Here is a 23,005-nt window from a genome sequence, read left to right as displayed (position 1 = left end):
ATCCGCGGATACAGGCGGACACCGGCGGACAAGTTTTACATCACTTACGCAACTCCTGTATAAGGACGCTATGAAAATACCGAAACGCATACAGCCGCTGGTCGACGATGGCTTAGTCGACGAAGTGATCAGTCAGTTAATGAGCGGCAAAGAAGCCACCGTATACATTGTCCGTTGTGGCGATGAGATACGTTGTGCCAAGGTTTATAAAGAGGCGATGAAGCGCAGTTTTAAAAAAGCTGTGCAGTATCAAGAAGGCCGAAAAGTACGTAATAGCCGCCGTGCTAGAGCAATGGAAAAAGGCTCCAAATTTGGTCGCGATCAGCAAGAAGCCGCTTGGCAAAACGCCGAAGTGGATGCTTTGTATAAGCTCGCCGCTGCTGGGGTGCGTGTACCACAACCATTTGGCTGCTATGACGGCGTGTTACTCATGGAGCTGGTCACCGATGACGAGGGTGATGTGGCCCCTCGCCTGAACGATGTGGTGATGCCGGCAGAACACGCGATTGAGGATCACCGGATCGTCATGCAATACATCGTACGTATGCTTTGTGCCGGTGTCGTTCATGGTGATTTATCAGAGTTTAATGTACTGGTAGATGACTACGGTCCAGTCATCATCGACCTACCTCAAGCGGTTGACGCATCAGCAAACAATAATGCTCAGCGCATGTTTGCACGCGATGTCGACAATATGACAGCCTATTACGGTCAATTCGCACCAGAATTACTCAGCACTAAATACGCTAAAGAGATCTGGGCCCTGTATGAAAGTGGCGAGTTAACACCAGATGCTGAGCTTACTGGTGACTTCGTTGAAAGTGAAGAGATCACGGATGTGAGCTCTATCGTTGATGAAATTAAAGCAGCATTTGAAGAGATGCAGGAAAATCAGCAACGGATTAAAGACGCAGAAGAGTGCAACTAACCTACAGAAAAATGCAGTCGAGCTGTCGTCCCCGTCGTTACACCTTACACCTGCTCAGCAAAGGTGATTACTCTGCGGATTTGTCCTCTGCAACTGGCCACTCAAAGCCATTGGTCGCAGTCACCTTATCGTGATACTTCAAACGCATACCATTCAGAAAATTGCGCAAGACCTGATCTTTACATTCACGGTAATTTTTATGGCCTGGCTTGCGAAAAAACGCACTCAGCTCATGTTTGCCAATACTAAATTCAGACAGATCCATTAACGCAAGGATGTCATCATCTTTCAGATCCAGAGCAATCTTTAACTTACGAAAGATCAGATTGTTGGTTAATCGCTTTTCTGGCGCAATCTGCGCGCCTTCCCGCTTGCCACGGCGAAGATTAATAAACCCGTTGAGAAACGTCGCAAACTGCAGATCATTAAGCTTCTCGTAAGCCTTATCATCATCTTTCTTTAACCAGCTACTCACCTGTGCTCTGCTCACCTGCAACTCAGCCAACTGAAAAATCTTAATCATCTTCGAGTCGTTCAATTCAAAGGTGTAACGTAAGCGTCTAAGGATATCGTTATTGGTCAAAATCGTTCTCAAAATATGAAAAGCATAAGATAGTTATATCTTAACACTCTCGATGCCAGAAAGAGTTTTAGGAATAAGATAAACCAAAAAAAAACCAGTCAAATGACTGGTTTCATATCAGAACAAGCTAGGCGCAGTTAGCTCCTCTTGCGAAGACCTAACGCAAGACACACTAAACTCAGCATCACTAATGTTGCTGGCGCAGGAACGCTCACTACAGTGTCATATGCAAAAGTTGCGGCGTCTGTATTTTGTTCCACGCCCACAAACCCGCCCAAATACTTCTTACCGTTGTCGAAAGTAACTGATACGTCAGAACCAATAAGATTGGAACCAACCACATAAGACTCTCCGGTGCTAAAGAAGTCGACATCAAGAAACCACTTAAAGCTTTGAAAAACTTCGTTAAAGTCGATACTTAAGACTTTGTCAGAGACAGAAAAGTCTGCATCAACGTCACTCAACACTTCAAGCTTACCTGGATACTCAGGTCCGGCATCAAATACGAGGTCTGTGGCAGTAAGATCAATATCTATGTTAATGATATTAAACTCACCACCAGTCAAATTCTGTAAGACAAATGGCTTACTCCAAGTACTGCCATCGATGGTCAGATCTACCATGGGGGCGGCCTTGACACTGGCACTCAAAAAGATAAGTGCTACTACGGATAAAATTCTACGCATTATCTCTACTACTCCTTGCGAGCGTTTTCCAAACAATTATCAATATAGTATTAACTAATGGAACTATACCGGATTCCGTTGAGCTCGAATACTGTCATCATTTTTAACAGTTTAAAAAAACCAACAAAAAAAACGAGCAACATGTTGATTTAAAAAGTAAACCTGAAAACGCCCCCTTAGAAGAAGAGCATTTGCCACACAATATGGAGCAACAATTATGCAACAAGAAAGATTTTCATCTCACAACAATGACAGTTAGCTACATTCCGCAACCTGTGCAGGTAATGCCGAAGCACCTTCTAAACGACGGTGCACGATACATACGATACGTACATGACCATTCTCTTTGGCTAATTCCAGTACTTTCCATGCAGTATGTTCAGTTGCCAATCCTCGTTTAATCGCCTCAATCAGCTTTCCTTTCATAAATGCGCTCCGAACATACCAAGTCTCAAATCCTAAGCGAATCAATCCTAAGGTCACATCTTGCTTATATCCACCAAGATGCTCAGCCGTGATGATCGCTTGCTGAAAGCGATCATCATATCTAGAAAGCTTATGCTCTATCAAAGCTATCTCTAACCAGACATTCGGCCAGTTAGGTCTATAGTTAATCGACGCATCAAGCGAACTTGTCGCTTTTTTGAGGTAGGTATTGGCATGCTCCTTGTCAGAAAAAGCTTTCCATTCAAATAGCTTTGCTTGCAACAAATGGTAGTGAGCATTGTCAGGCTGAAGATTAAGCGCTCTTTTAATACTATTTTCAACAAGAACGAGTTCCTTTTGATTAATAGCGCTTTGCACGGCCCACTTATTTAACTTTCGCTCAGCATAAACACCACTCAAATTAGCAACGCCATGAAGTACCGCGACCCAACCGAGGAAAAAAAGAACCGCAATAGCTGAACCATAGAAAAGTCTCTGACGTAGTTTCTTAATCGCAGCTAATTTTTTGACCACTATATGTACTAGTTTAACTAATGATTGCACGCGGCAGTTCCTCTATCGCAGAGTGAACACCTTCGTCACCAATCCACTTCCTAGCTTCATCCAAACCGTTTGCCGTGACCGGCGGTCGACGTTTAATACTATGCGCATCAGTAGCCAATACATCAACATAACCCTTTTTACTCAAAGCGATAGCTGTTTCGTAGGGGCGTTCACCAAAATCTCCGGCGAATGAACCAAGTGTTAGCTGAAAAAAGACGTCACCTTTGGTTAGGCGAGATATCGCGTTGGGGTTCCTTATTATCTCTCGATTTCGCTCTGGGTGAGCAATCATCGGTATAACTCCGTGACGATTTAGCCACTTAAGCAAATTATCGGTTCCCGGCGGAATATGGCTATAGGGCAGTTCTAGCAACAAAACCTGGCTTCCCTTGTAATCTCCTAGCATTGGAATCTCACCTGCTGGTAACGCATGGAGAATCTGCTCCGTTAGACGAACCTCCCCAGCCAGGTGAATTTTTAGTGGTATATTTGCCTCCATCAATGCTTTAGAAAAAGCATCAAAAGTATTTTGGAGGGCACGAATAGAGTTATTGTATATTCCAGGATGGAAATGAGGAGTAAGCACTGAGGTATGTATCCCCTCAGCTACTGAGATTCTAGCCATCTCCAAAGATTCTGACATAGCGCTGGCGCCGTCATCGACGCCAGGTAACAGGTGGCAGTGGAGGTCAATCACGTGACACTTTCTTTCCTTGTCGAAACGACTTGCTCCTGATAATCAGTAGAGCCATAAACATCGCCATAATTATAATCGTAAATATCTTTACTATTTCGTTTATTAATGGCGTTTAATACCACGCCATCTACACGCACCTCTAACCTTTGTAACCGACCAATCGCTTCCAAAATCGTGGAACGCCTAACCTGATCTGCTCTAACTACATAAAGCGTTGAATCCGCTTGTTTGGCCACGACTAACGCATCAGAAACGACTCGCGAAGGCGGCGTATCAATAATGATTCGATCGTAAAGTCCACGTAACTTAGAAACGAGTTCTTCAAATCCATTTTTAGCGAGTAACTCTAGCGGATTGGGCATAGGAGAACCGGCTACCAAGATATCGATACCAGACACATCATCATGATATATGCACTGATCCAATGAATGGGTTCCCGTAAGAAGATTGGTGACGCCAGGCTGATAATTGGGAATACCAAATCGTCGGCATACACTAGGTTTGCGAATATCAGCATCAAGCAACAGAACCCTCTCGACTTGTCCCATAGCGAAAGCTGTATTGATTGCCGTGGTCGTTTTTCCCTCATTAGGCAACGTCGAGGTAACAGCAATCACCTTTGACGGTGCATCTAAGTGAGAAAGAACAAGCCCTGTACGCAGTGTTCTCCACGCTTCAGAGAAAGATTGCATATCGTTCTCAAAAAAACTATGAATGCGAACATTCCCTTTCTTTTTCACTTTGACCTTAGGAATAACACCAACAATTCTTTGGGATAGATATAGTTCAACATCCTCAGGCGAGGCTATCGTATCGCTTAGGCTATGTATCAAAAAAGCCATGATGACAGCTAAACCAAATGAAGCGATAAATGCTGCGACAATAATCAGTTTTTTATTCGGTTTGGCAGGCAATCCCGGTGGTACAGCACGATCAGTGAACCGAGCATAGGCCGTATTAAAATCACCGACAGCACTTGCTTCCTTAAGGCGGTTCATGAACGTGTTATGCAAGCGGCGATTACTTTCGACCTCGCGAGTCAGCTCACGATGCCTTGTTTCTGTCCGAGTTAATACTTGATAACGATGCTTAGCCTTGGCCAGTTCAGCTACCAATGCCACTTCATTGTCTTTAGTGGCTTGCACTTCCTGCTCAATACCCCGTATTAGCTTTTCGACCTGTCGGTGTAAGTTTGCTCTCGCCTCTTCCAACTGTGCTTGAGCAGCCTTCATCCGGCTATGCTTGGGCCCATAGCGTTTTGATAGCTCTGCGACTCGTTGTTCAGCAACACCTTCAGCACGTTTGGCTTCTTGAATCCAACGGTGTTCAGATATTTCGGGCAACGACTCCAACTCAGAGACATCATCTGGATTCCGGTTATCAAGCACCCGCATAAGCGTCTCAGTCTGCGAACGTGCTTGCCTAGCTTTGGTCAGTTGTGAAGTGATTTCGTTGAGTTCTCTAGACGCCAATGCAACAACGCCTTCCATATCAACCAAACCTTCCTCTTCACGAAAACGTTGCAGTTCACCTTCCGAAGCTCGTAGGCGAACGCTTAGGCTTTCTAGCCGCTCTCGGATCCAGTCGGACGCCTTAGTTGTAGCGATTACTTTGTCTTCCCGATGGCTGGCTATGTACTCTTCACCTAACGCGTTAGCCACCTTCGCCGCGAAATGCGGAGATTCAGCTTCAAAGCTGATATTGACTAACTGAGTCTTAGGCACCGCAGAAACAGTTAACCGACTCAGAAAAATAGCAATAGCTCTAGACTTAGCACGCCGAAGCTTTTCTGCCTCTGAAACTTCAACGACTTCTCTCTCAATTGGAAGCGCTTCCTTAATAGAATCAATGAATTGCTTAACTGCACTATCTTCTTTTGGGAGAAATTCTTTGTGGGTAAGTAATCCGAGTTCATCAATTACATTTTCAGCCAAACGACGAGATTTAAGAATTTGATATTGTGTCTGTAGATACTCTTTACGACTAGAATCAAATCCATAAACCTCCTCAATAGAAACAGCCTTAACATGTTCAGCTTCTAACAGCATCACTGCCGTTGCTTTGTATTTTGGAGTTAAAGCGAAAGTAACCGTACCGACGATTAAAGTGACCATGATAGAGAATGTGAAGATTCTCCATTTATACTGGTTAATGATTCTAAAATATGCTCTTAAATCAATTAACTCTTCATTTTGAAGCTTACCGTCAGCTGTGTTTAGCTGCATAACTGCTTAATCCTTTTTCAATCTCAATTAGAAGAAACTGTCCTTCACCAGGATGGTATCTCCCGGTTTGATCTCCGTAGAGAGATTGGCAATCTCCTTCTCTTGTCCCTGTGTATTTTCTTTCGAAAGCATGAACTTTGTCGTGGACGCTCGTTCAGTAAAACCACCAGCAATTGCAACTGCTCTTTCAAGAGTCAACCCTGGCTGATAGGGATAACCACCAGGACGTTTAACTTCCCCGTAAATATAGAAAGGACGATATGTGGTAATACTGACTAACACGCTAGGGTTGATCAGATAGTCCCCTTTCAACCCTGCGGTTATAAAAGCCTGCAGTTCAGCCGTCGTTTTGCCTACGGCCTTTAGTTCGCCTAAGTATGGGTATGTAACGACGCCCGATTTGCCCAGTGTTGTTTCAACTGATAAATCATCTTCACCAAAAACATGGATCCGAATTTCATCTCCGGCACCTAAACGGTAGCCACTTGGGTCACTGTTAGCTAGAACGTTTGACACAACGCTAAACATACTAAGCACCATCAAACACTTAGCACTGAGCAATAGGATTGACTTCATTACAGCTCTCATATGGCTTACTTAAAGTGACACTTGAACAGACATTAAGAATACATTCTTATCGTAAGTGACCGAATCAATATTCGAATCTTGATCGCTCCAAACATATTCAGCTTTGATACGTACCCACCGGCGGAAATCATAGATAGCAGCTAATGATGCCTCCCAATACTCGTCATCTCGATCCAGGCCAGTGTATGATTCATCGATGTACTGAAGCGCTACGTCAGTCGTAAAACGTTCAAGCCATTTGTGCCGCCAGCTGCCTTTCGCTGTCGTTTCCTTAACGTAGTCACCAAACGTGTCTGGATCCTTGGCGCTTCGTCCCGTCATTATAGTAAACAAAGAATATTGTTTAGGTTGCCAAGTCAGAGATACGTCCCAGGAGATACCATCAAAGTCTTCCCGACCGTCCTCATCAAAATCTTTATCCTGCCAACCAATCCGAGCCTGACCATCTGTTTTCCCGGTAATGTCCCATTTTACCCCCCCTAAAACAGTTAAAACATCACTATCTCGAGAGCTTGCACCGGGCTCTGTATTATCATATTCAATCGTTTCATATCCGACGTCAAAGAGTAAGTCTGTCTTCGGCATTATGGTCCAATAACTTGTCGCACCAAACTCAATAGAGTCAAAATCCCTATACTGAGTTACGTCATCAAAATTCCGGTATTCTTTTTTCTCATACAAGGAGCGCACATCAAATTTAAGCGTTGATGATTGTGCTCCAACGCCAATCACTCCGCCTGCTCGATAAATATCATACTTGGTGACATCATCGAAAAGCCCCTCATTCCCTTCCGATATCCCCGTACCTCGAGCATCGTGAGTACGCTGATAGCTTGCATCAAAGTCAACACGATACTTTGCTGTAAACTCATGATGAACTCCGCCTTTCAACGAGTGATCAACATAGTCATCGTCACTAGAATCTATATACCAGCCGGCATCAAAACCATACTCTAATACTGCATTGGAGACTTCTGACCCACCGGCAAGTGTGGCGCTAGGAGAAATGACGGTAAACATACTATCTTTTTCATCGGCATCGCTATTCGTCACATTGTCATCGTAGCCAACAGATGTTTCTAACACTGGAGTTAAAACTAGCCCGGACTCCATTTTATAAGGCGCGGGATCAAACTCAGCACTTTGAACGGATGGTATAAAACTGCTGATAACTGTGGCAGTTGCTAATGCAATTTTTGTTTTAGATTTCAACATACAAGGTTCCCTTAATAAGCATTACTGCCGACAAATCCTTTGAAAATGGTCAAAAATACTATTTTGATGTCCAACCAAACGGTCCATTGACGAATATAATTGAGGTCGAACTCAACTCGTTTCTCCATCTTTTCTAGAGTATCTGTCTCGCCTCTAAAACCGCTAATCTGGGCTAGTCCAGTGATACCAGGCTTAACTTTATGACGAAGCATGTAACCAGAAATTAGTGAACGATATTCTTCATTGTGAGCGACCGCATGAGGCCTCGGCCCAACAATCGACATCGAACCCTGCAACACATTGATGAATTGTGGTAACTCGTCCAAAGAAGTCCGGCGAAGAAAGGCACCGAACTTAGTAACACGTGGATCACCTTTCGTGGCTTGCTTTACATCACCGCCATTATCCATCACCCGCATAGAGCGGAACTTCCATACACGGATCTTAGAGCCGTCAATACCGTAACGATCCTGTTTGAAGAAAACCGGCCCTTTTGATGTGAACTTAATACCTAGGGCAATAAACATCATAGGAATAGCGATCAAAGTTAAAATCAACGAACCTAATACAAGATCTTCTACTCGCTTAAGCCAGGAGGAGAAACCGTTAAGAGGTGAATCAAATACACTGAGCGTCTGAACATCTCCCACGCTATGCCAGCGCGCATGTAGCATTTTATAAATGAACAGATTTGGGATGATATGAACATCAACGGTAGTATCCCCACAACGCTCCAATATCTGAAAAATCCGGTCTTCTGCTTTTAGTGGCATCGCAATGTATAACAAATCGATCTCATTGCGCCGCGCCATAGCAATTGCATCTTCGATGTTGCCGATAATTCGCGCTCGATCTTGAGATGAAAATCGGTCCATATCTCTATCATCAAAGATACCTTTCAGACGGATACCTTGTTGTGAGTTCCTCTCGATTTGGTTGGCAAGCTCCAAGCCAGATTCCGTCATACCAATAATTGCGACAGTACGAGTGTTGTGGCCTTGCTCTCGCATAAAGAAAAGAATTTGGCGATACCATAAACGCCACACACACAAAAGCACCCAGCAAAATATAATCCATGCAAAAAAGCTATTCCGCGGCATACCTATCTTGTCTTCGAAAAGAAAAAGACATAACAAACCTGCTATGGCAACAATTCCCCAACTAAAACTAACGGTACCAAGCAACTCTGAGCTCGTGGAAAAGCGCCAAGAGCGATAGAGCTCCATGCTTTCAGCGGTAAGCATAAAGCTAATAGCAGCAATAACAGCCATCAAAGTAAAAGTCGAACTTACTTCAAGTTTCAATGAATGGCATGTAAGTAAAAAGCTGCCGATAATGATGAACACATCAAAAAATCGGTACAGCGTCGAAAACTGATTTTGGTGAGATCGGATAAAACCTTCCCTAGCCATTGCCCTTCTCTCCTCTGCGAAACTTAAACAACACTATAAATTCGCTCTAAAAACAAACAACGTCCTATTTTCAGGATCTACGTCACATTTGCAACCTTTTTATAACAGTTTCTGCAAAATCGATGCCATTACTTGACTAAAAAAAACCACTTTAGAATCAAATAGATAAATAAATTAGACACTAATAAAGGCCATACATGCCATCGAAAAGAGGAAACTTAGCAAAATTGCACCAATTAGGTGCAACCAAAGTACTCAAGCACCTTCGTTAATTAGATACAGATGAAGATGAAGATATAAAAAGTAGTTATGGGAAAACAAGACTATTTGAGGGAAGTTACCGACGCATTACGACAGCAACCTAAATTTACAACCCTAAGGTTGGAGGAAGCTTAGAAAGAGACTCGTAATTAGATAAAAAAGAGCGACTACTTTGACGTAATCGCCCTTCAAAAGCCTTTACTTTCTGTCTAAAGGGAACAACTCATCACTCTGCTATGGATAGGTGAACGACGCCTCCGGCGTACTGCAGCACAGATAGAGTATCTGAGCATGGTGAAAAAGCCATATCTGCTGCACCAACTCCAAAATCACCCTCAAGTTCAGTCCATTGAATGCCACCATCTCTTGAAATAAAAACCTGACCCTTATTTTCATTTCCCCAGCCATTTGTTCCTATGGCTATCGTATTAGGATCATTAGGCGAGATAGCAATGGCCTCTGCCGTACCATAGGCATCAAAGCTTTTTAATAGCCGCCACTGCTTACCTAAGCCATCTTTTACAAATAACTCAGGCTTGGCACCTTGCGTTGCAGCAAATAGCCGACCATCAGTGTTCATTTCTAAGTCATAAATAGCTTTACCTCTGAGACCAGTAAAAATCCATGACCGACCGGCATCTTTAGTAACGTAAACACCTACACCAGGGGCGCCCCAGTAGAGATAGCCTTGATGATTAGGATCAGCAACTAACCCATTATATATTTTTACACTATCTGGTTGAGCTGATGATTCAGACCATTGATAGCCACCATTCTCAGATACAAATAGCCCTGCACCATCAATAGCAAGGTAAAGCTTTTCAGGGTTATAAGGGTCCTTGACCAGTGCCCTAGCATAACCTTTTTCCCATACTGTACCTTCTTTCACATATTCTAATGGCAGCCCTGACGTAACAACCTCCCAGGAAGCTCCGAAGTCCTCGCTTATAACAACTTGATTTTGATTTGCAGACCAAGGGCTAATACTCGCAACAATCTTCTGACCATGACTGACAACACTCCATGCATGACCTGCTATATCCCACGTATCGATAAAGCTATTTTTAATGTAAGAACGCCCAGCTTTCGGGAAAAGAGAAAGCGCCGATCGGTTAGGAGCATAGCTGACCAGTCCAATATCCATAGAGGCAGTAATCAGTTCGCCATTGTCAGTATAGATTAAGGATGAACCAGCGGTATTTGGAGCCCCGTTAATAAAATTTTCAGTCCACGTTTTACCATCATCTTGACTGCGCCAGTAACCCCAATATGTAGACAAGTAAGCTGTTCCGGAATCTGATGGGTCAATATGCACAGACATAACTCGATCAAAAGAGCCTTTTTTCCAAGTGCGTGTTGGATTTGAGCTATCAAAGTTTCTCTTCTGAACAGGATCGTTCCAATTCACACCTGCGTCATTACTTTGAAGTATGCCTGAGCGCCAACCAGCAAACCACGCGACTAAGAATTTGGTGTTGCCGCTCTGCTCGTTGAACATAGATACTCGATGAACAATTGCTCCAGAAGGTAATGCATTATCTAGAGATATCGTCTGCCAGGAATCACCGCCATCACGAGTTAACTTTAATCGCCGCTCACCAGCAATAACCATATTAGCTGGTGCCAAAAGATTTCGATCCCAATCAGCATCATAAGCATTTTCAGTTAAGCTACTTTCAACCCTCCACCCCTGATCATTTCTTATAAAAATTGTCGTAGATTCAGCAGTACCGACCAACAATTTGTTCCCCATATCTAACGGGACAACTACAGTAACCGCTTTGGCCCTTGGAGAAGTGCCGATTACGATAGACTCTTCATTATCAATAAGATAAACGTTGCCTCTAGCATCCCCCGCAAAAATTTTACTATCGTCGGCAGGATGGATCGCCATTGGACGTACACTGTTCCAACGCCAAAATTTAACCCCCGCCCCCAAACTATCTAATAACGACCAGTTAGCACCAGCATCTAATGTTTGATAGATACCTTTCGATGTCGCAGCGTAGAAATGACTAGCATCATTTGGATGAGCTAATAGAGCAGCGACTCGAAGAATATCTAGTCCATTAGTGATATGCCGCCAATTCGATTCATCTTTACCCGCCTTCCATATTCCGGCCACATCAGAAACAAGATAAATATCATCACCTTCGGCTAGTACTTGAGGGTAAGCCCCTCCTCCGGACCAAGCCTCAAAACCGTTCCATTTTGGGCATGACATTTCATTAGCATGCAATCCAGACTGTTCATTAAGACGGCTAAGACTCAAGACTGTGATAGAAACTACAGCAAATAATAATATTGAAAATATATACTTCCTATTCATAAGGGTATCCTAAATATATGAATTCAGTTTAGCCACCCAAAGAAGGTCGCGACCCCGAGAGAAATGTTATCCCCGGACTTTACCAAAAATTAGAACCTGTCCGAATGCGGGAAGAAATTTAAATATTCTTAATAAATGCTTAACAACAAAGAACCAACTTAATGGTACTAGAAAGAAAAACAAAAGATAAACTGGCGTTATATCTTTTCCGACAAAGATATTCCAAACACCCCATAAAATCATAAATGCAATATCATGACTCAAATAAATAAGATATGTTGCGCCAGAAAACGAATCAACCATTCTAATTTTTAGAACAGTCATCAAGTAAAAAGATAAATCTAGAAAAAATAGGCCAATTGCTGCTCGTTTCAGCAGATCGTACATATAGAATTCACTAAACAGGCCAAATTCAATAGCGAAAACAACGCAAATTACGACAACGTAAATACATCTTAATAACGTACTCACCTTTAAATGACCTATCTCTTGAGCTACTACCATACCCAAAGCAAAAAAGATAAAAATAGAGCCTCTAAAAACAATAGGCTCAAACGAAATCGTCAAATAGATAATAAGTAAAGCAGCAATAACAAACCAAGAAAACCTTTTAATAAGAAAGGCTAACGGAGTAGAAATGACGGAACAAACAAAGAGATCTCGAATAAAGGACAAGGTACCAGAAGCAGCTAAGTTGTTGAGTGAAAAAATGCTATTAAATAATATTTCATGTAAATTGAGCGCTCTAACATTCTCATAAGCGGGAAGAGTTCTTCCTAAAAACAAAAAAACAATGATACTGAAAACTATCATTGCAAAATTCCAAAATGCCATTGGAATAATCAATTTTTTAAAACGACGAACTACAATTTTATTCCAGCTTAACTCCAACAAAGAAAAATAAATCAAAAAGCCGCTAACAAAACTCATCGCTGTGACACTAGCACGACCAAACACATCATAAAAAACTATTTTTATTGGAAAAAAAAACGCCGGAATATGTGCATCAGAAATGTAAGGAGGAAGATGCACTATTATCATGAAATATACACATAGAATGCGGCAATATTTTATTTGACTGGATGTTGTATCATTTATAGCTATATTACAAACATATTTAGTAGCCAAACCTTAGCCTCTTAATTAAAAATGGCCATGTTTTATCAATAAATAGTTTTCGATTCTTCCAAATCAGGCTCAGTAATATCCCAACAAAAATCGCAAAGAAAGTATTCATAAGAGGCGTAGGATCGGAGACAATTTTCTGTAACAAACTTCTTGCCTGGAAATGAGATAGATATATAAAAAGCGATGCCATCGCCACTTTATTTACTATCGGTATTAAAATATTTGGCATATAAATATATGGAATCCAAATTGTTAATACCACCCCAAAAAACAAGAGTGATTCATAACCTAACATGTTGTTAAGTATGGCTTCAAAACAAACTAAACCAACTACAACCGTTGTTAACGATTTTTTTAATAGAGTATCACTAACCGCTGCTGATCCTCCGATAAAAAATATGTATATCATTAAATGAGGTAACCTATTCATTAGATTTTCAGTATCAAAGGCTGATAAAGACAACTCTCGAATAAGAAAAGATACCAAAATACCAATCAGAAAAAATATGTATGTCGTATTAAATAGGTATTCACGAATTGGTTTTATAATCAATGCAAAGGAAAAAGCTATATATATTTGAATTAAAACATCAAGAAACCAGTAGCTAAAGCCACCAGCATAATTTGGCCCAGAGAAGTTGCTTAAGAAGAAGAACCCCAACCAATGAAACTCGCCAAAATAGGTATAGAGAACAATTAAATATAGAAGTGTTGGAAGAATAATCCGAAACACAAACCTAAAATAGGGCTTCAGGTAATTTATAGTTTTAGCGGAATGGTTTTCTGAAGACGTTCTATTCAGTTTTGGTAAGGTGAACTTCACGAAATTATATCCAGACAGAGCGATCAGAAAAAAAGCCCCTCCCCCTAAGGACATAAACTTAAAGTGTCCTGCAACGATAGCAAATATAGAAAATGCTCGAAGTAAAAGAGTTATATCATATCTAGACAGCATACTATTTTTCAATTCCATATGACAAATCACCCTCTATCCGTTTTTACCCATTTCTTTTCTTTAGTCTTAGATATCTTTTTATAAAGCGTTATTTTTTTAAGAATAAAACTAAGCACACCAAACAAATCTTTGCCACTCACTAGACTCCGACCATGTATCCACCAGACTAAAACCAAAGAGAAAACCATTAGAAGATAAGGGACAAAGTTTAGTGTAAATAACAGAGAATATCCGAACAAAAATAAGACAAATGCAACACATATGTTAAGTGTTGAAATCATTAGCCACAGCACCGTCGGCGGTATCATGGCGTCGAGCATCATCAGTCCCGCCCTTAGCCTTCCTTTAACTAACGCACCAAGAAATCTTGGTATCAACTCTTTAATGGAGGCCAAATGACCATGTTCCCAACGCGTACGCTGTGTTTCGAGCGCTTCATCTGACATGGGGAAATAACTGTCTACGCCTGCTAACGGTAAATAGTCCACCATCTCTCCGCGTTCAGACAACTTGAGACCAAGCTCCAAGTCTTCAACGATGCTACCACTCGCCAATGATTGAGCAGTAATGATCGTCCACGGAAACGCCATTCCTGCGCCCTGTAACTGACAACTCAATCCAAGCATTTTCTGGCCTTCTGGACGGATTTGATTTTTCACTTTCCATGCGAATTCAGCCAGTCTAATTTTTAGAGGTGCGTTTTTGGGGGCCTTCATTAAATATAACGACTGTACAACACGCATCCTTCTCTGGCTTGCTCGAACAAGCACATCAAGAGACCCTTCTAGAAACTCACAATCAGCATCAAAGATAACAACCGTGGCCGCCGGAGATTTAGCAATATGCTGCAAGCCGAAATCAAGGGCATATCCTTTCCCTCTTTCTGTATCAGATGACCTTTCTAACACCTCAAAGCCAAAATCTCGGCCAATGTCAGCCGTATTATCCGAGCAATTATCAGCAACAATGACGATACGATCATCTATTTGAAGTTGAGACTTAAGAGACGTCAATGTATCAGCAATAATCGACGATTCATTATGAGCAGGAATAAGCACAACACATGGGTTTCGGCTACCCTCGCTATCATCACGACCAAACGAAGATCTCAGCCCAAACAGATACTGTAGCGCTAAGAATATCGACGGCACGCCAACGACGACAAAGATAACAAGCGCAAGAACTAATTCAAGATTCATATAAAGACCTCAACTCGCTATTACTGTTCCGAGAAATGTGAAACGAGCTTACGCGACTCACAATCGATATGGTGACGAGCTTGAACCGCCTGATAGCCTCTATCAGTAATCGCAACCACTTCATCACTTGACGTGCGAGAAAATTCTATAATTGTGTCAGCAATAGCATCAGGATCACCGGCATGGCATAGCCACCCCGTCTCTTTATGCTTAATGAGCTCTGGTATACCGGCGATATAAGTAGTAATAACAGGCGTTCTTGTTGCTAGAGCTTCCATAATTGCGACTGGTAGCCCTTCTGCAAAACTGGGCAGAATCATGGCAGCTGATTGTTGCAACAACGACTGGACTTTTCCAGAACTAACCCACCCCGTGATTTCAACATGCGCTGAAAGCTTAAGCTCTTCAATCAATGCTTCAACCTGTTCGCGCATCTCCCCATCACCAGCAAGTGTCAGACGAACATCTGCACCGGCATCGAGCGCTTTACGCAGTGCTTGAACCAACAATAGCTGCCCCTTCTGTTCACAGATGCGACCAATGCAAAGCAACTGTTTTGTTGATCCAGCCTGAGACTTCGTATCTTCGTCAGAAAAGAAACCTGCATCCAGGCCGCAATGGACGACCTTAATTTTTTTCCAATCAGAATAATCACACCAGCGATACAGCTGCGAACGACCAAAACTACTTATCGCCGCAACAAATTTTGAATGGGCGACCTTTTCCCGCAAATGGAGGCCAAGCGGTTTATCAAACTCCTCAGGGCCATGCACAGTGAAACTGTACGTTGGGCCACCCAATAGGTGACACAACATCGCAATCTCTGTCGAATTAGTGCCAAAATGAGCATGCACATGTTCACTTCCTTCACTTTCGCACAGCTGCTTTAACTTACATGCCTCTAAGAAGTACATAACATGGTAAAGCGCATGGCGTTCAGACATGCGGCTCATTTTCAATGCGGAAATTAGCGCACTGAAAAACGATTTAGGGCTACTAATGAACGTTGAAAAAGCCAAGGTCAGAAGGCTTTTAACTCCGTCTTGCAGCAAATAGGATGTCTTTGTCTTTTCTTCTTTGTCTAAAGGATCGACAACGTCAGCATCCCACCCACGTATCGAGACTCGCTGTATACTCACACCAGCCTCTTCTAATGCGAGAATTTCGCGGCGAATGAAGCTATGGCTAACCTTCGGATATTGGTTGACAAAATACGTTATTTTCATTCTAAATGACCAGTTTGATTGGTTGTCTTAAGAGTGTTTTCAGAAGAATCGGTAAATAATTCAGGACGATTTGCCAATGCGCAAAAAATGCCGCAAACCAACCAAAAATACCAATTAAACGACAGATAAAAGAGCATGTTGTCAGAATAACCAACGAGCATATATGAACACACTAGCCCAATAAGGACTGCCCCACCTTTGGGATCATATCTCCGATACTTGAAGAGACGGTATAGAACACAACTAAATATACAAAAATACCCTAGCACCCCCAGAAAGCCCATATCAAAGACTATCTGTACGTAAACATTATGGGCATCAAATATTTTTTCACCCTCCAGAGGAAAAAAACCTAGAAAATAGTATTTAAAAGTATCATAACCATGACCTAAAAATGGTTTATTCTCTATGTAACTCCACGATGACTCCCATACCACTTTCCTCCATGCATAGGAGTTTAAAGCTTCCCCTGACGACAATGAATCAGCATCATTACCGGAAAATATATCAACGATTCGCTCTTGAATTGATGGGATAAGCATCGCTAACCCCCCAGCAACAGCTAAATATAAGAGATATTTTTTTTCCGACATAATACCGTATACAAGTACAACCATCACAAACGCTGCCCATGCACTTCTAGTTTTTGTGAGCACCAGTAAAACCAAACCGAAAATCGCGGCATTAAGCATCCACTTGCGAAACCTTATAGACATTTTAAACTGGGTGCTTTTCAAGAAAAATAAAGACAAAGACAGCACCAGAACAAGATAAAAAGCAAAAATATTTGGATGAGAGAACGTCGAAAATATCCGCTTACCTTGAACAGAGTTTGTTCCGCCGAACACTACAAACTCGAACAGGCCGTAAAAAATTGGGATAATGGAAGACAACATAATTAACCGAAGTAAAAATTTCGCGTCATCACGACTTCTAACAAGAAAGAAAGGCAGAGAAAAAATAACAAAATAGGTGACAACAGATGCAAATGAGCGAACCGATTGCATCATGACCGGCGAAAGGATAATAGAAATAATTCCAGAGGCTAAAAATATTCCCCACGTTTTAACCAAAAACAAAGGGATCTCTCTTCGGTATTTACTAAATGCGACAACACCATAGGCAATCACTGCCAAATTCAATAGCGCCCCGATGCCAATACCACCCACCTTTGTCATATTTAGTATTGGGTCGAGCGAGCACCGTGTTATCAGCATCAAAAGCAAAAAATGCGCACTGATGAGCACTCTAGACAAATTAGCTTGTTGCATGAAGCTGGCCACTATCGAGCTCTCGCCGAAAGCATTCTTTTAACACAGCTCATAAACAGCCATACATCCCCAACAAATAGCGTTGTCAGCGTTTCAGATGCCTTAGGGATAACTTGGCGATAATCGACAAGCGTTTTGTTTAAAAGCAACTTTTCCCTAAATGTAATGCACCCCAATTTTCCACATAACCGAGAATGAGCTGTTCGAATCTTCTTCGGATCTTTTGCAGTAATACGCTCAGAATCATGACTCGCATCTTGCAAATAAGTCATCGCTCCGCAGTTCAAAAAATCACCCGATTTTTCTGCCATGCGCAACCAACAGTCCCAGTCTTGCCATGCAGGCATCTCAGGATCAAAACCTTCGATAGCAACGAATCGATTCTTCGGAGCGAAGACTTGATTTCCCACACCATTACTTTTCCGCAGGTCTTCATATGAAACCCTAGAAGCTCTTTGCTTTTGAAGCTCTTCTCCCTCAGGGTAGAATTCAATACTATCGGCATAAAGCCCAGAAATATTGGCCTGTTCATCGCTAGATAGCTGTGCCCAAAACTTCACAAACTTCTCAATACGATCCTCTGTAAACCAATCGTCATCATCCATGCCGGTAATAAATTCGCCAGTCGCGATGGCAATGGCAGCATTTCGTGCAACACAAGCGCCTTGAGACTCCTTCTGCAAAATACAGCGTAAACGGCCTTGATCTTGCTGTTCCTGCAAAAACTCCCTGGTACCATCTGTTGAGCCATCATCGACAACAATCAGCTCAACCTCTGGATGAGTTTGCGAAAAAACCGATTCAACCGCCCTATTGAGCAGCTGAAGTCTGTTTTTAGTCGTAATATAAACGGTCACTAGCACGGAACACCTCTCTTAACAAAGCCGGCAATAAAGGGCTACGTTCTGTTCTTCACCAGACCAAAACTTAACGTACGAATCAGTTTCTTTAAAAAACCAATAAAGTGATTTGCGAAGCCACTGAATGAATTCATAGAAAAAAAACTCTTTATGTAAATATGAACACCGCGGAACGAGCTAAGCTCATACACTTCATTACAGTACCCAGTTACAAATCTATCAGCATCCACTCTCATTAGTTTTTTGATTTCGTCATTAAAACCAGAGCGACTATATTGTTTCTCGTACTTTAAATTTCTCAAACAAGAAAATGCATGGCTATAAAAATAGAGCTCCTTATTGTTACTAAGGTTGTCTCCATGGTGACGCTTGATCGCTAGCGGCTCAGACAAGACTAAAACGTCATACTCACATGTGAATCTAAGCATGAAATCAAACTCTTCGGAATGCTTCATGAAGTAGTCAAACCCTCCGGCGCGTAGTGCGTCAATTCGACTAAACATCATGACTGTAGCGGTGCCAATAAAATTCTCCTCAATAAAGAATCGTTGAAATTCAGGCCCCTTCAACAGACGATCATGAACTTTACTCACCACCGTCGATTCATTGTGTTTTTTAGCCGCCTCGGTTTGCTCATCCACATAATAGTTGCAGCAAATAAGGCCAGAGGTCATACCGACACGCTTAGCAAAACTAACTTTGGTCGCCAACATTTCTGGTAGCCAGATATCATCAACGTCCAAGAATGCGATCCAGTCTCCTGATGCAGCACCTATACCTACGTTTCTAGCTGCAGAAACCCCATGGTTAACTTGAGAAACAACAACGATTGGAACGTCACTCGATGCTGTGAGTTCTTCCAAGATAGCTAGACTACTATCCGTAGAACCATCATTCACAATAACCAGTTCACTAGGAAGGTACGTTTGTGAATTGATTGATGCAACAGCTTCTCGAAGAAATTTTTCCCCGTTATAGCAAGGGATCACAGCACTAATATTCACGCCAAGCTCTCCATAGACTTAAACATATTCGAAGCAAATTCAGTATCTTTGGCGTCAAACCCTGTAGAAACAGGCGTTTTCTTTGACGCATCGCCGCATATTTGATACACATTAAAGCCGTATCGCTCGGCGAAATTTGCTGTTTTTTGACTGTACTGATAGATAATTTGAGATTTATTAAGTAAGGCGGACAACACCATACAGTGAAAACGTGTTGAAACCACGACATCCGCAGAAGCGATTGATTTCAATACGTTATCATCTATATTTTTGACCAGTTCAACACTACCACTGGAAGTCACCTTTTGCTTAATTCGCTCCATCACAGTGAGATCTTTGGAATCTTCAAAACTCACCAGCTCTGCGGAATAGCCTTGCAGATGATACCTTTCTATTAGTTCGACAACTTCTTTCTCAAACAAATCTTGTTTAAGAAGCTTATTACCGTCCTTGTTAACATCCGTAACCGAGATAGATATCAACTTCTTAGGCTCAATTTCATAATAGTCAGACAGGTCAAATCCCATAACAATATCAGGAATAAACTCAACATTTTTAGCCCCTACCTTCAATAGCAATTCATAGGAATATCGGTCTCTAACCTTCCAATGATCGACTAGCTTAACTACTTTTTTCAGAGCATAAACATATTCATCGTAATCCCTATAAGGTCCAAGATTTGAACCTAGAACAAAGTTCTTTCCACCGAGAAGCTTATTCAAACGAAGTAATTTTAGTTTCCATTTAAACATCTCCATATGGGTATCATTCTCACCCATAAATAGGCTTCCGCCAATCAAAGCGAAATCAGCTCCTAGTTTCCAACGTATTGGAACCCCACGCCCATACTTAATGAAGCCTATATCCTTTTCTATAAACGCAGGCTTTAACTGCGGACCGTAAAAATAACAATTAGAATAGTTAGCGCTATTAACTACCGTCGCAAACATCAGGTCATCACCAAGGTTGGCATTATTATAACCAGCAACAATAAGGCGTTTACTAAAAAACATTATAAAACCCCGTTCAAAAAAGGAATCAAAAAGTATAGATTACAGCCGCCATAACAGCTTTAAAACGCCATGGAACCTAACAGGAAATTTATCAAACAAATATTTCCTAAGTTCAAGCTCCGCCAAAAAATAAAAATAGATGAAACAGTAAATAGCAGAAGAAAAAAACACGTATATAACAAGCTCTAGGTAACTATCTATTTCACAATAAAAATTACAAATCAAAAATACTGAACAAAAATATACAAAAGAAACCAAAAGCCTATAAAAGAAAGGGATATAGAAACTACGCAAAGACATATTGGAAAGTCTAAATGCGTATGGAACTATGAATAAAGACTTAGATATTAAAACAGATATTGCAGTGCCAAGAGCAACACCAAGAATACCTAAGCTGGGAGCAAGTAGAATACTCAAAGCAATATTAAGCACTGATTCTGCTAGAGTTATATACGCATATTTTTTATGCTGAGCCAAGGCGTTTAAATATGGGAGCAAAGGATATGTACAAAGCGCAAACATAGAACTAGCAGAAAGAGCAGCTAATGGGTAGTATGCATCTAAATAGTCTTCTCCCATCCACAACAATATAAATGACTTACCAAAGACTATTGGCAGTGAACAAAGAAGAAATGCTAAGAATGAAGATATCCCTAAAACTAATCGTAGCCTGCTTGCTAAGTGTTCAGTTCGACCTAAGCTGTGCATCTTTGTAAAAACAGGCATGAAGATCCCCATGATGCTATCAAAGAGTTGCCCCTTATACTGTATTAACCTAGAAGCGACACCAAAATGCGTAACCATCGATACAGAGATCATACCAGCGATAACTAAACTATCTAATTGAAACCTGAATAAGTTAGCAATATTTATTACAAAAGAGTGCTTACCAAAGTCAAAGAATTCTTTTAAACATTTAGTTGAGTAAAACCTAAAAGAAACACTATTATCAGGATCTAGTGACTTGGCGCCAAAGAAAAGAAGAAATGCACCAATGACTTCAATAACTGTCGTACATACAGCAATAGAAATTATTCCATAACCACTATCTAATAAAAAATAGAATCCAAATGCTCTTGCTAAAGTCTTAACTAATTCTATCTTACTGACGATATCATATCGAAAATGAGCATTTATAACTCCTACATAACAGTTATATGGCATGGTTATAAGTAACTTAGCGCCCAACAAAAGCATCAGAAGAGAAAAAACACTGGCATCATCCACTTCATCAAAAAATAAATCTGACATACCGGAAAGGGCAAGAGTAACAATAAAGAATAAAAATGAAACTAATATAAATGAAAAGAATCCGGTACTTAAGTAGGAATTAATTTCTGTTCTAGATCCTGTTGCATAAGCTTTACTTAAAAACCTTTGACATGCAGAACTCAGACCCATATCAAGCATACCGTAGTAGCCGATAACGGTAGCGACGATCACCCAAATCCCATACCAATAATCACCTAAATTTTGAATTAGGTAAGGCATCATAAAGAATGCGACGGCCACGTTGAGAAATAGAGATATAGTTCTAAACGCTGCACCGCCCATCAACGATCTAAACATATTCTTTTCAGTCATTTGAGAACACCCTATTTGCCCAAGTTATATAAATCAATATGAAGTTCCGAAATAATCAATCCTCGTTCTTTTATTAACAAACCTAAGTCGCAATAAATTTTTGAAGATTTGCTTGGGATGTTCCCATACCTTCTTCGTAAAGAAGTAATTTTTAATAATTCCGTTTGACTTACTATGTGAGTCACTGTGGCCGATACGATATATCGCACCATCAAATGGGAGGTTTTCTAAAGGGTGACCAGAAATATCTAGTTCATTTTTAATTTTTATATGACTTCCAAACATATTTTTTACATATTCAACATCTGCATCCTCTATATTAGTTGGCAGCATCAAAAGTTCCGCTCTGATTATATGAGACGTTCCGCAATAAAGGTGAAAGTTGGAATGTTTTATTAACTCTCTTCCACCATCACTCCAGACCAAACCATCACCGATATACCAACCATTTCCACCTTGATTATCATAAACATATTGAGTTAAGTCTCGATGAATAAAGTCATCATCATCAACAAACATAAAATATTTACTATCGCCAGCATGAAGTAGCCCTGATAAGATCCGCATCCCTTTATCAAATCGAATAGCATCATAGAACTTTTCTTTATCTATCGTTCCTTTAAGATGAAATTCATTTTTTGGAAAATCAACCCAACAAACATCGAAACGCTGTGGAAGCTCCGGAAGACGAGCTCCATGATTCGCGACAAGAACGCACTTCCAATCATCTGAAGTTTGAGCTGATATAGACTTTATCGTCTGTTTTAAATTAGAAATGAGCATATCCCAATTACTTGCATTCTCTTGATGTCGAATAGGAATAATGAATGTAAGGCATGTCATAAGATGTC

At 41.2% G+C, this 23,005-nt stretch carries 20 protein-coding genes; 1 reads left to right on the top strand and 19 read right to left on the bottom strand.

Annotation, left to right across the window (positions count from 1 at the left end):
- Window positions 1–70: 70 nt before the first annotated feature.
- Window positions 71–928: a PA4780 family RIO1-like protein kinase gene (locus EXY25_RS00515; RefSeq protein ID WP_130565331.1), complete on the top strand. Its 858-nt coding sequence runs from the start codon at window positions 71–73 to the stop codon at window positions 926–928.
- A 67-nt stretch (window positions 929–995) separates the two neighbouring features.
- Here the strand turns inward: EXY25_RS00515 and EXY25_RS00510 are convergent, their stop codons facing one another.
- The 19 genes from EXY25_RS00510 to EXY25_RS00420 form a co-directional block, all read right to left on the bottom strand.
- Window positions 996–1,511: a YehS family protein gene (locus tag EXY25_RS00510; RefSeq protein ID WP_130565330.1), complete on the bottom strand. Its 516-nt coding sequence runs from the start codon at window positions 1,509–1,511 to the stop codon at window positions 996–998.
- A gap of 137 nt (window positions 1,512–1,648) precedes the next feature.
- Window positions 1,649–2,197, bottom strand: a complete 549-nt coding sequence (locus EXY25_RS00505; RefSeq protein ID WP_130565329.1) for a PEP-CTERM sorting domain-containing protein — start codon at window positions 2,195–2,197, stop codon at window positions 1,649–1,651.
- Window positions 2,198–2,452: 255 nt separating this feature from the next.
- Window positions 2,453–3,187 carry a VpsP family polysaccharide biosynthesis protein gene (locus tag EXY25_RS00500; protein ID WP_130565328.1) on the bottom strand — a complete coding sequence of 245 codons (735 nt, stop codon included), beginning with the start codon at window positions 3,185–3,187 and terminating at the stop codon, window positions 2,453–2,455.
- Window positions 3,171–3,830, bottom strand: a complete 660-nt coding sequence (locus tag EXY25_RS00495) for a tyrosine-protein phosphatase (protein ID WP_130565327.1) — start codon at window positions 3,828–3,830, stop codon at window positions 3,171–3,173. Before EXY25_RS00495 ends, EXY25_RS00500 begins: the two co-directional genes overlap by 17 nt.
- A 50-nt stretch (window positions 3,831–3,880) precedes the next feature.
- Window positions 3,881–6,109, bottom strand: a complete 2,229-nt coding sequence (locus EXY25_RS00490) for a GumC family protein (RefSeq protein WP_130565326.1) — start codon at window positions 6,107–6,109, stop codon at window positions 3,881–3,883.
- Window positions 6,110–6,136: 27 nt separating this feature from the next.
- Window positions 6,137–6,685: a polysaccharide biosynthesis/export family protein gene (locus tag EXY25_RS00485; RefSeq protein ID WP_246019465.1), complete on the bottom strand. Its 549-nt coding sequence runs from the start codon at window positions 6,683–6,685 to the stop codon at window positions 6,137–6,139.
- Between the two features lie 21 nt (window positions 6,686–6,706).
- The gene (locus EXY25_RS00480; RefSeq protein ID WP_130565324.1) at window positions 6,707–7,912 is read right to left on the bottom strand and encodes an outer membrane beta-barrel protein; all 1,206 of its coding nucleotides are present in this window, start codon (window positions 7,910–7,912) and stop codon (window positions 6,707–6,709) included.
- Between the two features lie 11 nt (window positions 7,913–7,923).
- A complete protein-coding gene (locus tag EXY25_RS00475; RefSeq protein ID WP_130565323.1) occupies window positions 7,924–9,324 on the bottom strand; it encodes an undecaprenyl-phosphate glucose phosphotransferase in 1,401 nt (466 codons plus the stop codon).
- A gap of 487 nt (window positions 9,325–9,811) precedes the next feature.
- Window positions 9,812–11,914, bottom strand: coding sequence for a sialidase family protein (locus EXY25_RS00470; protein ID WP_130565322.1), 2,103 nt, complete (start codon window positions 11,912–11,914; stop codon window positions 9,812–9,814).
- 66 nt (window positions 11,915–11,980) lie between these two features.
- Window positions 11,981–13,042: an acyltransferase family protein gene (locus EXY25_RS00465; protein ID WP_281275280.1), complete on the bottom strand. Its 1,062-nt coding sequence runs from the start codon at window positions 13,040–13,042 to the stop codon at window positions 11,981–11,983.
- Complete coding sequence (locus EXY25_RS00460) at window positions 13,032–14,015, bottom strand: hypothetical protein (RefSeq protein WP_130565320.1); 984 nt, start codon at window positions 14,013–14,015, stop codon at window positions 13,032–13,034. The genes EXY25_RS00465 and EXY25_RS00460 overlap by 11 nt, the downstream gene beginning before the upstream one ends.
- 8 nt (window positions 14,016–14,023) lie before the next feature.
- On the bottom strand, window positions 14,024–15,196 hold the full coding sequence (locus EXY25_RS00455; protein ID WP_130565319.1) for a glycosyltransferase family 2 protein: 1,173 nt from the start codon (window positions 15,194–15,196) through the stop codon (window positions 14,024–14,026).
- Window positions 15,197–15,216: 20 nt separating this feature from the next.
- Entirely contained in the window at window positions 15,217–16,422 is a 1,206-nt protein-coding gene (locus tag EXY25_RS00450) for a glycosyltransferase family 4 protein (RefSeq protein WP_130565318.1), read from the bottom strand.
- The gene (locus EXY25_RS00445; RefSeq protein WP_130565317.1) at window positions 16,419–17,705 is read right to left on the bottom strand and encodes an O-antigen ligase family protein; all 1,287 of its coding nucleotides are present in this window, start codon (window positions 17,703–17,705) and stop codon (window positions 16,419–16,421) included. Before EXY25_RS00445 ends, EXY25_RS00450 begins: the two co-directional genes overlap by 4 nt.
- The gene (locus EXY25_RS00440; protein ID WP_130565316.1) at window positions 17,705–18,556 is read right to left on the bottom strand and encodes a glycosyltransferase family 2 protein; all 852 of its coding nucleotides are present in this window, start codon (window positions 18,554–18,556) and stop codon (window positions 17,705–17,707) included. The genes EXY25_RS00445 and EXY25_RS00440 overlap by 1 nt, the downstream gene beginning before the upstream one ends.
- A gap of 35 nt (window positions 18,557–18,591) precedes the next feature.
- Window positions 18,592–19,557, bottom strand: a complete 966-nt coding sequence (locus EXY25_RS00435) for a glycosyltransferase family 2 protein (protein ID WP_130565315.1) — start codon at window positions 19,555–19,557, stop codon at window positions 18,592–18,594.
- Window positions 19,554–20,570 (bottom strand): polysaccharide pyruvyl transferase family protein, encoded by a 1,017-nt coding sequence (locus EXY25_RS00430; RefSeq protein ID WP_130565314.1) that lies wholly within the window; start codon window positions 20,568–20,570, stop codon window positions 19,554–19,556. The genes EXY25_RS00435 and EXY25_RS00430 overlap by 4 nt, the downstream gene beginning before the upstream one ends.
- A 39-nt stretch (window positions 20,571–20,609) precedes the next feature.
- Window positions 20,610–22,154 carry an oligosaccharide flippase family protein gene (locus tag EXY25_RS00425; RefSeq protein WP_130565313.1) on the bottom strand — a complete coding sequence of 515 codons (1,545 nt, stop codon included), beginning with the start codon at window positions 22,152–22,154 and terminating at the stop codon, window positions 20,610–20,612.
- A gap of 33 nt (window positions 22,155–22,187) precedes the next feature.
- Window positions 22,188–22,997 (bottom strand): glycosyltransferase family A protein, encoded by an 810-nt coding sequence (locus tag EXY25_RS00420; protein ID WP_165419206.1) that lies wholly within the window; start codon window positions 22,995–22,997, stop codon window positions 22,188–22,190.
- Window positions 22,998–23,005 lie beyond the last annotated feature (8 nt).

It is taken from the genome of Corallincola spongiicola (assembly GCF_004284785.1).
GTDB classification, from domain to species: domain Bacteria; phylum Pseudomonadota; class Gammaproteobacteria; order Enterobacterales; family Neiellaceae; genus Corallincola; species Corallincola holothuriorum.
This window is presented reverse-complemented; position numbering and strand designations above follow the sequence as displayed.